This window comes from Pseudomonas sp. LBUM1670 (assembly GCF_059695695.1).
The window spans coordinates 4,846,369-4,859,049 of the sequence record NZ_CP166783.1; the positions used below are offsets into that span (position 1 = coordinate 4,846,369).

The 12,681-nt window shown below is 57.8% G+C and carries 12 protein-coding genes; 3 read left to right on the forward strand and 9 right to left on the reverse strand.

What is annotated here, in order from left to right; all coding sequences use genetic code 11:
- Positions 1–132: 132 nt before the first annotated feature.
- From msrQ to ACA073_RS22135, 6 genes are all read right to left on the reverse strand, one after another.
- The gene (msrQ, locus tag ACA073_RS22110; RefSeq protein ID WP_497399476.1) at positions 133–753 is read right to left on the reverse strand and encodes a protein-methionine-sulfoxide reductase heme-binding subunit MsrQ; all 621 of its coding nucleotides are present in this window, start codon (positions 751–753) and stop codon (positions 133–135) included.
- Positions 753–1,766 (reverse strand): protein-methionine-sulfoxide reductase catalytic subunit MsrP, encoded by a 1,014-nt coding sequence (gene msrP, locus ACA073_RS22115; protein WP_497399479.1) that lies wholly within the window; start codon positions 1,764–1,766, stop codon positions 753–755. The genes msrQ and msrP overlap by 1 nt, the downstream gene beginning before the upstream one ends.
- Before the next feature lie 58 nt (positions 1,767–1,824).
- Positions 1,825–2,679 carry a CDP-diacylglycerol--serine O-phosphatidyltransferase gene (gene pssA, locus ACA073_RS22120; protein ID WP_497399481.1) on the reverse strand — a complete coding sequence of 285 codons (855 nt, stop codon included), beginning with the start codon at positions 2,677–2,679 and terminating at the stop codon, positions 1,825–1,827.
- Positions 2,680–2,824: 145 nt separating this feature from the next.
- Positions 2,825–3,841, reverse strand: coding sequence for a ketol-acid reductoisomerase (ilvC, locus tag ACA073_RS22125; protein WP_007948647.1), 1,017 nt, complete (start codon positions 3,839–3,841; stop codon positions 2,825–2,827).
- Between the two features lie 48 nt (positions 3,842–3,889).
- Positions 3,890–4,381, reverse strand: a complete 492-nt coding sequence (gene ilvN / locus ACA073_RS22130; protein ID WP_003205610.1) for an acetolactate synthase small subunit — start codon at positions 4,379–4,381, stop codon at positions 3,890–3,892.
- Between the two features lie 2 nt (positions 4,382–4,383).
- On the reverse strand, positions 4,384–6,108 hold the full coding sequence (locus tag ACA073_RS22135; RefSeq protein WP_497399483.1) for an acetolactate synthase 3 large subunit: 1,725 nt from the start codon (positions 6,106–6,108) through the stop codon (positions 4,384–4,386).
- A gap of 400 nt (positions 6,109–6,508) precedes the next feature.
- Here ACA073_RS22135 and ACA073_RS22140 point away from each other — a divergent pair, with 400 nt between their 5' ends.
- Positions 6,509–6,931, forward strand: coding sequence for a DUF4124 domain-containing protein (locus tag ACA073_RS22140; protein WP_497399485.1), 423 nt, complete (start codon positions 6,509–6,511; stop codon positions 6,929–6,931).
- Positions 6,932–7,058: 127 nt separating this feature from the next.
- Here the strand turns inward: ACA073_RS22140 and ACA073_RS22145 are convergent, their stop codons facing one another.
- The 3 genes from ACA073_RS22145 to mrcB are packed head-to-tail and all read right to left on the reverse strand — an operon-like array spanning position 7,059 to position 10,466.
- A complete protein-coding gene (locus ACA073_RS22145) occupies positions 7,059–7,394 on the reverse strand; it encodes a YqcC family protein (protein ID WP_497399487.1) in 336 nt (111 codons plus the stop codon).
- Entirely contained in the window at positions 7,394–8,125 is a 732-nt protein-coding gene (locus tag ACA073_RS22150; protein WP_497399489.1) for a tetratricopeptide repeat protein, read from the reverse strand. The genes ACA073_RS22145 and ACA073_RS22150 overlap by 1 nt, the downstream gene beginning before the upstream one ends.
- A gap of 16 nt (positions 8,126–8,141) precedes the next feature.
- On the reverse strand, positions 8,142–10,466 hold the full coding sequence (gene mrcB / locus ACA073_RS22155; RefSeq protein ID WP_497399491.1) for a penicillin-binding protein 1B: 2,325 nt from the start codon (positions 10,464–10,466) through the stop codon (positions 8,142–8,144).
- Between the two features lie 117 nt (positions 10,467–10,583).
- Here mrcB and ACA073_RS22160 point away from each other — a divergent pair, with 117 nt between their 5' ends.
- Positions 10,584–12,140 (forward strand): bifunctional aminoglycoside phosphotransferase/ATP-binding protein, encoded by a 1,557-nt coding sequence (locus ACA073_RS22160; protein WP_497399493.1) that lies wholly within the window; start codon positions 10,584–10,586, stop codon positions 12,138–12,140.
- 90 nt (positions 12,141–12,230) lie between these two features.
- A complete protein-coding gene (locus ACA073_RS22165) occupies positions 12,231–12,575 on the forward strand; it encodes a pentapeptide repeat-containing protein (RefSeq protein ID WP_497399495.1) in 345 nt (114 codons plus the stop codon).
- Positions 12,576–12,681: the final 106 nt, after the last annotated feature.

A 12,681-nucleotide genomic window follows, 5' to 3' on the forward strand; every position in this document is an offset into this window, starting at 1 on the left:
TGGGCTTCGATGATCTGAAGCAACTCGCTGCCGAAAACTGCGTAACTCTTTGTTTACCAAGGAGTTTTCCGTTTCGACTGCGCCGGAAGTGGGGCGAATTATAGACTTCCAGAATCTGCCGTCAACCCTTTATTACGCTTTTCTTTCAGCAGATGACTTTTTAGCGGTTAAACGTGGAATTCGGCGGGTTACAGGTGGCAAGCGCAGCACTAATAGCAACACCCCAATAGAGGCATAGACCGCCCACTCCTTTAGATCAGCACGCACAATCCACAACATATGCAGCAATCCGAGCCCGAGAACGATATAGACCAACCGGTGCAACTTTTTCCAGCGAGCCCCCAAACGTCGCTGACTGTAGCGATTGGAGGTCAACGCCAACGCCAACAAACAAAGGAAGCCAAGCGTCCCTACAATAATGTACGGCCGCTTGCGCAACTCGACACCCAGCTGGGACCAATCGAAACCAAGAATGAACGCCGTATAGCCGCTCAAATGCAGAACCACGTAAGCGAAGCACCACAACCCCAGTTGCCGACGGACAGCAATCCACCCCGCCCACCCGGTGAGTTTCTGCAAAGGCGCCATGCTCAAACCAATAAGCAACAGCACAAGTGTCCCCAGCCCCAACCGATCAACCAGTACCTTGCCCGGATCCGGCCCCAGCACATCCGCCCAAGCCTGATAGAGCCAAAGCAACGGCCAAACCGCCGCTGCGATAAAGACACCCACTCGCCACAACGGATATCGCATCAGTAATTCTTCCGCAGATCGAGCCCTGTATATAAAGAAGCGACTTCATCCGAGTAGCCGTTGAACATCTGAGTGTCGCGGACATTGGGCTTGAACAGACCGCTCGGCAATCGCCGCTCCCGAGCCTGCGTCCAGCGCGGATGATCGACTGTCGGGTTCACGTTGGCATAGAAGCCGTACTCGTCCGCAGCAATGCTCTGCCAGGTAGTTTTCGGCTGTTCGCTGACCAGGCTGATCCGCACGATGGACTTGATGCTCTTGAAGCCGTACTTCCACGGCACCACCAAACGCAGAGGCGCGCCGTTCTGGTTAGGCAACTCGCGCCCATACATGCCCACCGCAAGAATGGCCAACGGGTTCATCGCCTCATCCAGCCTTAGCCCTTCTACATAAGGCCAGTCGATCAAGGCAAAACCGGAGCGCTGCCCCGGCATGGTCTTCGGATCCTGCAGGGTTTCGAAGCGAATGAACCTGGCCCTGGAGGTCGGCTCTACTTCCTTGAGCAAGGCCGATAGGGGAAAACCGATCCACGGGATGACCATCGACCAGGCCTCCACGCAGCGAAGACGATAAATACGCTCTTCCAACTGGTAGGGCTTCATGAAGTCTTCCAGCGCATAGCGACCCGGCTTGCCCACCTCCCCGTCCACCACCACGCTCCAGGGTTCAGTTTTCAGCGCACCAGCGTTGGCCGCCGGATCACCTTTGTCGGTACCGAACTCATAGAAGTTGTTGTAGTGGGTCGCATCGTTGAAGGGCGTGATCGCTTCATCCTTGACGTTGATCGCTCCCCACTTGGTAGAAGGAAGTTTCCCGGCAAACCAGGAAGGCGCCTTGCCGGGCTCGACATCCGGATAGCGCGCGGCATCGTCCGCGCTGACCCAGCTCGGCAAGCTGCTCACAGCCAAACCGGCAACGGCAGCACCCAGTACATTTCGACGAGATAGATAGAGGGATTCAGGCGTAACGTCCGACTCACGGCAGTCAGACGTCTTGGGGACTTTGATCAGCATGGCAACTCCGCAGCATTGGAGGACAGATGTACCAATAGACTGCGGAGTATGAGGGAAATTACGTGTTTTTGTGCCGGCGAAGACGTAACAGATATTGAACCGGACCCGATGCTGCATAGGCGAGGAAAACCAGCAGCAGGATGCGCGGCGGATCGCTGAACACAACGGCGAACACCAATACGACAGCAAGGATCGCCACGAAAGGTACACGCCCTTTCAGGTCCAGCTCCTTGAAGCTGTTGTACTTGATGTTGCTGACCATCAGCATGCCGGCGGCCGCGACCAATAGTGCTACCAGGAAAGACATCTTGGAGCCCTGGATGCCGTAATCACTGAATGCCCAGACAATGCCTGCAACCACACCCGCTGCTGCCGGACTGGCCAAGCCAATGAAATAACGCTTGTCAGCGGTGCCCACCTGGGTGTTGAAGCGAGCCAGACGCAGCGCAGCGCCAGCGACATAAATGAAGGCGACCATCCAGCCGACCTTGCCCATGTCGCCCAAGGCCCAGCCAAATGCCAGCAATGCCGGTGCGACACCAAAGGCGACCATATCGGACAGCGAGTCGTACTCGGCACCGAAGGCACTTTGCGTGTTGGTCATCCGGGCAACACGACCGTCAAGACCGTCGAGCACCATGGCAACGAAAATCGCAATCGCGGCAAACGCAAAATACTTGCTCGCGCCAATCGCATCACCGGCACTCAAGGCGCTCTGGGCACTCATCGAATTGATGATGGAGTAAAACCCTGCGAACAGGTTCGCAGTGGTGAAAAGATTCGGCAGAAGATAGATACCACGATGCCGGACTTTACGACCTTCAGCGTCATGCCCTTCTTCGATGTGTTCATCGATGGGCAGCAGGCTTTCGGCGTCAGAAGCCTGGTTTGGCTCTTCGGGACGTTCGCTCATGGACATTACCTTGCAACGGGGTGGAAAGTTTCGACAGGTGTCTGAGGACGACGGTTCGGCCGCAAACGATGCAGCTTTATACCAGAAGCGGCCTCCCAAACGAAAAAACGCGGCCTAGGCCGCGTTTTTCGTACAAGTGCGCGACTTAGTTTTTGGCTTTGTCGACGATCTTGTTGGCACCGATCCACGGCATCATGGAGCGCAGTTGCTCGCCGATGATTTCGATACCGTGAGCGGCGTTGTTACGACGCTTGGCGGTCATCGAAGGATAGCCGGTTGCGCCTTCGCTGATGAACATCTTGGCGTATTCGCCGTCCTGAATACGTTTCAGAGCGTTGCGCATGGCCTGACGGGATTCGGCGTTGATCACTTCCGGACCGGTCACGTACTCGCCGTACTCGGCGTTGTTGGAGATCGAGTAGTTCATGTTGGCGATACCGCCTTCGTACATGAGGTCAACGATCAACTTCAGTTCGTGCAGGCACTCGAAGTAGGCCATTTCTGGCGCGTAGCCAGCTTCAACCAGGGTTTCGAAACCGGCTTTTACCAGTTCAACGGTACCGCCGCACAGAACGGCTTGTTCGCCGAACAGGTCGGTTTCGGTCTCGTCCTTGAAGGTGGTTTCGATGATGCCGGTACGACCACCGCCAACGCCAGCAGCGTAGGACAACGCAACGTTTTTGGCGTTGCCGGAAGCATCCTGATAGATAGCGATCAGGTCAGGGATACCGCCGCCTTTGACGAACTCGGAACGCACGGTGTGACCCGGTGCTTTCGGCGCGATCATGATCACGTCGAGGTCAGCGCGCGGAACAACCTGGTTGTAGTGGATCGCGAAACCGTGGGAGAAGGCCAGGGTGGCGCCTTTCTTGATGTTCGGCTCGATTTCGTTTTTGTACAGGGCGGACTGGAACTCGTCCGGGGTCAGGATCATGACCAGGTCGGCAGCAGCAACAGCGGAAGCAACGTCAGTCACTTTCAGGCCGTGAGCTTCTGCTTTGGCAACAGTCGCCGAACCTTTACGCAGGCCAACAGTGACATCAACGCCGGAGTCTTTCAGGTTGCACGCTTGAGCGTGACCCTGGGAGCCGTAACCGATGATGGCAACTTTCTTGCCCTGGATGATCGACAGGTCGCAGTCTTTTTCGTAATAAACTTTCATGAAATTCCCCTATATATCCAGGCCGTTCAGGCCATTCGCTAATTTGGTTTAGATGCTGAGTACTTTGTCGCCGCGGGCGATACCGGTTACGCCGCTACGGACGGTTTCCAGAATCGACGCGGTGCCAATGGACTGAATGAAGCTGTCGAGCTTGTCGCTGGTACCGGTCAATTGAACGGTATACACGCTAGCGCTGACATCGACGATCTGCCCACGGTAAATATCGGTGGTGCGCTTGATCTCGGCGCGCTGGGCGCCGGTGGCCTTGACCTTGACCAGCATCAGTTCGCGCTCGATGTGAGCACTTTCCGACAGGTCGACCAGTTTGACCACTTCAATCAGCTTGTTCAGGTTCTTGGTGATCTGCTCGATGATCTCATCGTGGCCCACTGTGGTCAGCGTCAGACGCGACAGGGTCGGGTCTTCCGTCGGCGCCACGGTCAGGCTTTCGATGTTGTAGTTGCGCTGCGAGAACAGGCCGACTACGCGAGACAGAGCGCCGGGTTCGTTTTCCAGAAGCAAGGAAATAATGTGCCGCATGATTAAGTACGCTCCGTCTTGCTCAGCCACATATCGCGCATGGAGCCGTCTTTGATCTGCATCGGATAGACGTGCTCGCTGGTATCAACCGAAACATCGATGATCACCAGACGATCTTTCATGGCGAACGCTTCTTCCATCTTCGACTTCAAATCTTTCGAATCGGTGATGCGCACGCCGATGTGACCGTAAGCTTCTGCGAGTTTGACGAAGTCCGGCAGCGATTCCATGTAGGAATGCGAGTGACGGCTGCCGTAACTCATGTCCTGCCATTGGCGAACCATACCCAGAACACCGTTGTTCAGGATGACGATTTTTACCGGCAAACCGTACTGCAGGCAGGTCGACAATTCCTGAATGTTCATCTGGATACTGCCCTCGCCCGTTACGCAGACGACATCAGCATCCGGAAAGCTCAACTTGATGCCCATGGCCGCTGGAAAACCGAAGCCCATGGTGCCCAGGCCACCGGAGTTGATCCAGCGATTAGGCTTGTTGAACTTGTAGTACTGCGCCGCGAACATCTGGTGCTGGCCCACGTCGGAGGCAACGAAAGCATCGCCCTTGGTCACTTCGCACAGGGTTTCAACGACGGTCTGCGGCTTGATGACGCTGCCGTCGCCCTTGTCGTAAGGGAACAAGCCGCGATCACCGCGCCATTCATCAACCTGCTTCCACCAGCTGGCAACGGACTCCTTGTTCGGGGTCTCGCCGATTTCCTTGAGGATCGCGACCATTTCGGTCAGGACGCTCTCGACCGGACCGACGATAGGCACGTCGGCCTTGATGGTCTTGGAGATCGAAGCCGGGTCGATGTCGATGTGAATGATCTTGGCATTCGGGCAGAACTTCGCCGGGCCGTTGATCACGCGATCGTCGAAACGCGCGCCGACTGCGAGGATCACGTCAGCATGGTGCATCGCCAGGTTAGCGGTGTAGCTGCCGTGCATGCCGAGCATGCCGATGAACTGACGGTCGGTGCCAGGGTAGGCACCCAAGCCCATCAAGGTATTGGTCACTGGCAGGTTGAGCATCTTCGCCAATTCGGTCAGCGGCGCGGAGCCACCACCGAGGATCACACCGCCGCCTGCGTACATCACAGGACGCTTGGCCGCCAACAGCATTTCGGCTGCCTTGCGGATTTGCCCGGAGTGACCGCGAACGGCCGGGCTGTAGGAACGCAGCTTGGCTTTTTTCGGGAAGATGTATTCGAACTTCTCGGCCGGGTTGGTCATGTCTTTCGGGATATCGACAACGACTGGACCAGGACGACCGGATTGCGCCAGGTAGAACGCCTTCTTCATGACTTCCGGGATTTCCGAGGCGTGCTTGATCATGAAGCTGTGCTTCACGATCGGCCGGGAGATACCGATCATGTCGGTTTCCTGGAACGCATCGGTGCCAACCATGGTGCTAGGCACCTGGCCGGAAATGACCACCATCGGAATGGAGTCCATGTAGGCCGTGGCAATACCGGTGATGGCGTTGGTTGCGCCCGGGCCGGAAGTCACCAGTACCACGCCGGCTTTACCGGTGGCACGGGCATAGCCGTCAGCCATATGGGTCGCAGCCTGCTCGTGACGAACCAGGATGTGGGTCACTTCCGGTTCTTTGAACAGGGCATCGTAGACATGAAGAAGAGCACCACCCGGGTACCCGTAGATATATTTGACGCCTTCGTCACGCAAAAAGCGGACGAGCATCTCACCGCCAGATAAAAGCTCCACGTTGTTCACCTCTAAAACGCCAGAATACCGCCCACATGAAAGAGGACGGGTCTTAATAGGTTTACTTCTCGGCAGAGCATGAGCGACGGTGGTCGCCGACTACGTCAGCACTGACTGAGCAAGTATTGGGATCGTCCCAAGTGTTGCGGGCCTTTCCCACCCAGCGCGAGGTAACGCGTTGCGGGTGTAACAGGTCGGCGCGGATGTGCGCCTCATGATCTACCGAGTGGGTCTGCTTCTGGCAGTCCCTCTACAGCGGACTTTGGATTCTTCTGTTTCGTCCCCTGCAAGTCAAGTCGTCAATGTGCTTTATTGAAGTAAGCACATGAGAAAGCAAGAAAAAACCGCGAAACAGCAACTGTGTTAGCTTCAATTGCGCAACCCACTACAAGGAAATGGCATGCGAACGTTTTTCCTGACCGCCAGCCTGCTGATGGGCATCAGCCCTGTGTCCATGGCTGCACAGATTTACACATGGGTCGATGAGCGGGGTGTTACCCACTTCGATGCGCAACCACCCCAGGGCCGGGAAGCCACGACCGTGGTCACGCCCTCCCCCTCTGCGAGCAAGCCGTCTACGCTGCCACGCAGCAGCGCCATCGGCGATCAACAGGCCATCGATAAGACAGTGAAAAAACAGGTCGCCGAGCAGCAAGCCCAACTGAAGGTGTTCTGCGAGCAGGCGCGGACGAACCTGGCTCAACTGCAGAACAATCCGCGATTACGGGAGGATGTCGAGGGTGAGATGCGCCGCCTGACCGACGAGCAACGTCAGGACCGCACCGCCGAAGCACAGCGACAGATCGCCGAGAACTGTCAGTAATCATTTGTCGGGGCCTGTAGGAGCTGTCGAGTGAAACGAGGCTGCGATCTTTTGACGTTGCTATCAAAAAACAAAATCAAAAGATCGCAGCCTCGTTTCACTCGACAGCTCCTACAAAGGACCGAGGTCAGCGGGAGGCGGTGATCAGCAGGTCGAACTCTTTGAGCAGTACCTGCAACTGCCGATCCTTGCCCTGAACATTGCGGGCGGCGAAGACCATTTCGGCCATCTCCTGAATGCCCGAGGCATTGGGCAACGGTAAATCCTGCTCCAGGATTACTTTCATGCGCGGCAGGAAAATCCATTGCAGCCACTGCTCGAAATCCAGCGTATCGACCGAAAAGGGCTCGACACTGGACAGCGCTTCGGCGGAGGGCGAGACATCGTCCCACCATCCCTGAACGCGCAGCTCACGCTCGATCAACAGCAACTGCTCGGCAATTTTCGGAAAGCGTATGTCCATCACGACGTAACCTTGGCCTTCTGACGGGCCAGTGATGCACCTGTGGAATCACCCTGTTTCTCACGTGCTTGCGCGATCAATTCCCACAGGCTGGCCTGAAGCGCAGGACGACCATTGGCTAACGTCAGACCCCGACGAGCGAACTGTTCGGCTTGGGCTGCATCGCCTTGAGCCATGCGCACCTGAGCCAGACGATAAAGCACTTGCGGCTCGCGGGGCGCAACACGCTGGGCGCGTTCGAGACTGGAAGAGGCACCGTTAAGGTCTCCACCGGCCTGTTGCTGCTGTGCGGTGGTCAGCAATGCCAACACCGGACCGTCCAGTTGCTCATCGGCGGACAGGCCACCGGCGCTTGAGGAAGGAATCCCGCTCGGCGTCGACGGCATGCTGTAGCTGCCCTGATTGATCGGCGCCGACTGGACCGGCGAGGTGTCGATCGGCCCCGGAGTAATCGGGCCAGGGGTGATCGGCGAAGTACTGATCGGCGCCGACACTGCACCGCCACCCGGTACCATCACCACGACGCCGGTATCACCTTGCGGAATCGCCTGGGTCTGGGATTGCACAGGACGTTTAACCGTCGTCTGACGATAACCGCCATTCGCCGACACCCGTTCACTGTTGGACACGGCACTGCCGGAATCCACAACCGGGATCGAACCGCGCTGTACGCTGGAGCAACCGCTGAGCAAAGCCACGGCGGCAACCGCTGGAATCAACCATTTGTTCACTTGAAACCCTCTTTGCTTAATTCATCCAGCCCTTGACCCAATCCATCACCGTTTCGCCGGAAACAGGGCTTTCGCCACCGCAAGCGGCGCCGGGAGGCGGTTCGCTGCCACGAATATACGGCATCTGCACGGCGCCTGGGCAGCTGGCATCAGAGCCTTGTCCCGTATGTGAATCGACCCAGGCCTGAACCACGTTGTCTGGCTGCGGCATGTCCAGTGGCAACGGATCGGCCTTGCGCATGAAACTGGTCCAGACCTGCAACGCGCCGGTGGCGCCGGTGAACGGTGTCTTGCCGTTATCGTCGCGACCCAGCCACACCACCGCCAGCAAATCCTGACTGAAACCGGCGAACCAGCTGTCTCGCGAATCGTTACTGGTACCGGTCTTGCCGGCCAGCGTCAGGGTTTTCGGCAACACGTTGTAGACCGAACTGCCGGTGCCTTCACGCATGACTCGCTGCATGGCGCTCTGGACCAGGTAAATAGAAGCCGGATCGAAACGCTGCTGAATCTGGAACGGATACCGTTTGAGCGGCTCGCCTTCGGCCGTCAGTACGCTGCGAATCCCGCGCATCGGCGTATTGAACCCACCGTTGGCGAGGGTCTGGTACATGGTCGCCACTTCGATCGGGGTCATACCGCCGGCACCCAGCAGCATCGACGGGAATGCCGGGAATTCGCGACTCACACCCAGGCGAGCCACGGTCTTCAAGACATTCGGCACGCCCACCGCCAACCCGAGACGCGCAGTCGACAGGTTGTAGGAATGCGCCAGGCCTTGATACAGGAAAACCGTGCCATGGGAACGGCGATCATAGTTCTGCGGTTTCCAGACCTGACCATCAGCGCCTTTCACCGAGAAAGATTCGTCCGACAGCCAACTGGTCAATGTGTACTGGCTCGGCTTCTCAAGGGCTGTCAGATAAACCGCCGGTTTGATCAACGAGCCGATCGGTCGCACAGCATCCAGCGCCCGGTTGAAGCCGGCGAAGCTCGCCTGACGACTGCCGATCATGGCCTGGACTTCACCGGTTTCCGGGTTGGTGACGACCATCGCGGCTTCAACATCATCGGAACCTTTGCGTCCGGACAAACGCTTGAACGTATCGTTGACCGACGCTTCGGCTTTCATCTGCAGAATCGGGTCGAAGCTGGTGAAGATCCGCAGACCTTCTTCGGTCAAGTCTTCATCGCGATAGTCTTCGCGCAACTGACGTTTAACCAGGTCGATAAAACCAGGGAACGAACTGTCGGCCAACTTGCCGCGCGTCGTCACGCCCAGCGGCATTTTCTTCGCAGCCGCGACCTGCTCGGCGGTGGCGACGCCTTGTTGCTCAAGCACATCGAGCACCAGGTTGCGCCGCTCGAGCGCCCGCTCCGGGTTGCGACGCGGGTTGTAATAGGACGGGCCCTTGACCATGCCCACCAGCATGGCGACTTGATGCAGTTTCAACTCGGACAACGGCTGCCCGAAGAAGAACTGACTGGCCAGACCGAAACCGTGGACCGCACGCTGGCCATCCTGACCGACGAACACTTCATTGAGGTAAGCCTCAAGAATTTCCCGTTTGTCGTAATGCAACTCCAGCAACATCGCCATCATGGCTTCGGTGAGTTTGCGGGTCAGGCTGCGTTCGCTGGTCAGGTAGAAATTCTTCACCAACTGTTGCGTCAGCGTACTACCGCCCTGGGTCATCTTGCCGCCAGAGGTGTTGACCCAGATGGCGCGGACAATCGACTTCGGCGACACGCCCCAGTGGCTATAGAAGTCCCGGTCTTCCACAGCGACCAGGGTTTCCAGCAGATACGGCGGGACTTGATCAAGCTTGATCAGAATGCGGTCTTCGAGATTTTTCGGGTAAATCCCGCCGATCATCAGCGGCTCCAACCGCACCACCGACAGCTTCGAACCGTTGGTCGCCGAAAGCTCGGCCACGTAATCGCCGGAAAACCGTACGCGCACGGGCTGGGCCTTCTCCAGGCCTTCATAAAACTGGAAGCCACGGGTGTTCAAGTCAACGGTGTTGCCATTGACCGTCGCCGCGCCGGGGCCGTTGCTCACGCTTTCGCGACGATAGCCCAAGGCATCGAGCTCGGTGAGGAAGTCATCCTTGCTCAGCTTCTGGCCGGTGAACAGCTCCAGAGGGCGCGCATACACCTTGGCTGGAATGGTCCAGCGCTTGCCGGAGAACTTCTCCTGGACGATGGCGTCGAGGTACACCGCGAATCCGGCGAGCACCACGAGGCCGACCAGGCTGAGTTTAAGGGCCCAGCCCAGCCAGGGGCTCAGGCCTCTGGAAGGTGGTTTTTTGGGGGTGCGGGGGGATCGAGTACGAGTCATGGCGCCGGATTATACGCACTTTATTCATACTCAACAGGAGCCCTCCGAGGTTTGCGTCAGGCGGACTTGCGGCCATAATGGCGGCCGTGAATTTTCCCAGACTCTGAAGGAATGCCTGTGAGCCAGTCCCTGATCGCCGCCCTGCAAAACCCGGCCCTTTACCCGCATCCGGTAGACGGGTTTCAGGTCATCGAAACCCACATTTCCTGGGTCATCCTCACAGGCCCGTTTGCTTATAAAGTGAAGAAACCGGTTAATTTCGGCTTCCTCGACTTCACCAGTCTTGATGCACGCGAGCATTTCTGTGGCGAAGAGCTGCGCCTGAACCAGCGTCTGACTAATGATTTGTATCTTGAAGTGTTGCCAATCACCGGCAGCGCTGAAGCCCCGCAACTGGGTGGCGCCGGCCCGGTCGTCGATTACGCGCTGAAAATGCGTCAATTCCCACAAAGCCAGTTGCTCAGCACGCTGCAGGCCAACGGCGAATTGACCACCGTGCACATCGACGAGATGGCCGAACAGATTGCTCAATTCCACCTCACCGCGCCAAAAGTGCCTGCCGAACATGAAGCCGGCACCCCGGACAGCGTGATGGCGCCGGTACGCCAGAACTTCGAACAGATCCGTCCGTTCCTCAGCGACAAGGCCGATCTGCTGCAACTTGAGGCTTTGGAAGCCTGGGCCGAAAGCAGCTTCGAACGCCTCAAGCCGCTGTTTGCCCAGCGCAAGGCTGAAGGCTTTATCCGCGAATGCCACGGTGATATCCACCTGGGCAACGCCACCGTGATCGATGGCAAGGTCGTGATCTTCGACTGCATCGAGTTCAACGAACCGTTCCGCTTCACCGACGTCTATGCAGACACCGGCTTCCTGGCGATGGACCTTGAAGACCGCGGCCTGAAAAGCCTGGCACGTCGCTTCATCAGCCAATACCTGGAGTTGACCGGCGATTACCAGGGCCTGGAACTGCTGAACTTCTATAAAGCCTACCGTGCGCTGGTTCGCGCCAAGGTCAGCCTGTTCAGCATGCCGGCCGAAGCCGACCCGGTGCAGCGCGCCACCACCCTGCGCCAGTACCGCAACTACGCCAACCTGGCGGAAAGCTACAGCACCATTCCTTCGCGTTTCATGGCCATCACCCACGGCGTTTCCGCTGTCGGCAAAAGTCATGTGGCCATGCGTCTGGTGGAAGCGTTGGGCGCGATTCGCCTGCGCTCCGATGTAGAACGCAAACGCCTGTTCGGCGAGCAAACCGTTGCGAACGATCCGCAGGCCGGCATTTATAGCGCCGACGCCAGCGCCGCAACCTACACCCGCCTGCATGAAATCGCGGACGTGATCCTGCGTGCCGGCTTCCCGGTGGTGGTCGATGCCACTTACCTCAAGCGCGAACAGCGCGACGGCGCGGCAAAAATTGCCGAAGCCACCGGCGCGCCGTTCCTGATCCTTGATTGCGACGCACCACAAGCCGTGATCGAAAGTTGGCTGGCCCTGCGTCAGGCAGACAAAAAGGATCCGTCCGACGCCAACCTGGCCGTTATCGCGGCCCAGCAAGCGAATCGTGAAGCCCTGACGCCAGAGGAAATTCTGTGCAGCAAGCGCGTTCAGACCAATGAAAGCGGAACCCTCGACACCGTTGTTGCGCAAATTCGCCAACGCCTGCCGGGCCTGTAAGCAATATTTCAGCCGTGGAGCCTTCGCCGGCTTCACGGCTGTCAAATAGTGGCACTATACTGGCGTCATAAAACCAACAGGTGATGTGACATGAGCCAGCCCAAACTTCTCGACACCCCGCTTTATGCCTTGCTGCACAAAGACGACATCACAGGTTTCAACAACGAACGTCCAAAAGACGGACCTATCGACATGGTCGGTGGTGACTTCCGAGGCCTGGACCTGCGTGAGCTGAATGCTGATGGCGTCGACTTTACCAATGCCTATTTCCGTTCCGCCGACTTGCGCGGTATCGACTTCACTCGCTCCAAACTTGAAGGGGCAAGCCTGGCCCACGCACAGATCTCCGGCGCCTACTTTCCGCCAGAACTGAGTGCAGACGAAATACTGATGTCGATGAATTTCGGCACACGCCTGCGCTATCGCACCCGCTAACATCGCATCGCCTCCCTGACACGACGCGCCCCCCTGTGGGAGCGGGCTTGCTCGCGAAGACGTAGTGTCAGTCGACATGAATGTTGAAGGTTAAACTTTCGCGAGC

Excerpts from the sequence above, each read along its gene's own strand:
- msrP (WP_497399479.1), bottom strand. The coding sequence starts at position 1,766 with ATGCTGATCAAAGTCCCCAAGACGTCTGACTGCCGTGAGTCGGACGTT.
- ilvN (WP_003205610.1), bottom strand. The coding sequence starts at position 4,381 with ATGCGGCACATTATTTCCTTGCTTCTGGAAAACGAACCCGGCGCTCTG.
- pssA (WP_497399481.1), bottom strand. The coding sequence starts at position 2,679 with ATGAGCGAACGTCCCGAAGAGCCAAACCAGGCTTCTGACGCCGAAAGC.
- ACA073_RS22165 (WP_497399495.1), top strand. The coding sequence starts at position 12,231 with ATGAGCCAGCCCAAACTTCTCGACACCCCGCTTTATGCCTTGCTGCAC.
- ACA073_RS22145 (WP_497399487.1), bottom strand. The coding sequence starts at position 7,394 with ATGGACATACGCTTTCCGAAAATTGCCGAGCAGTTGCTGTTGATCGAG.
- ACA073_RS22140 (WP_497399485.1), top strand. The coding sequence starts at position 6,509 with ATGCGAACGTTTTTCCTGACCGCCAGCCTGCTGATGGGCATCAGCCCT.
- ilvC (WP_007948647.1), bottom strand. The coding sequence starts at position 3,841 with ATGAAAGTTTATTACGAAAAAGACTGCGACCTGTCGATCATCCAGGGC.
- msrQ (WP_497399476.1), bottom strand. The coding sequence starts at position 753 with ATGCGATATCCGTTGTGGCGAGTGGGTGTCTTTATCGCAGCGGCGGTT.
- mrcB (WP_497399491.1), bottom strand. The coding sequence starts at position 10,466 with ATGACTCGTACTCGATCCCCCCGCACCCCCAAAAAACCACCTTCCAGA.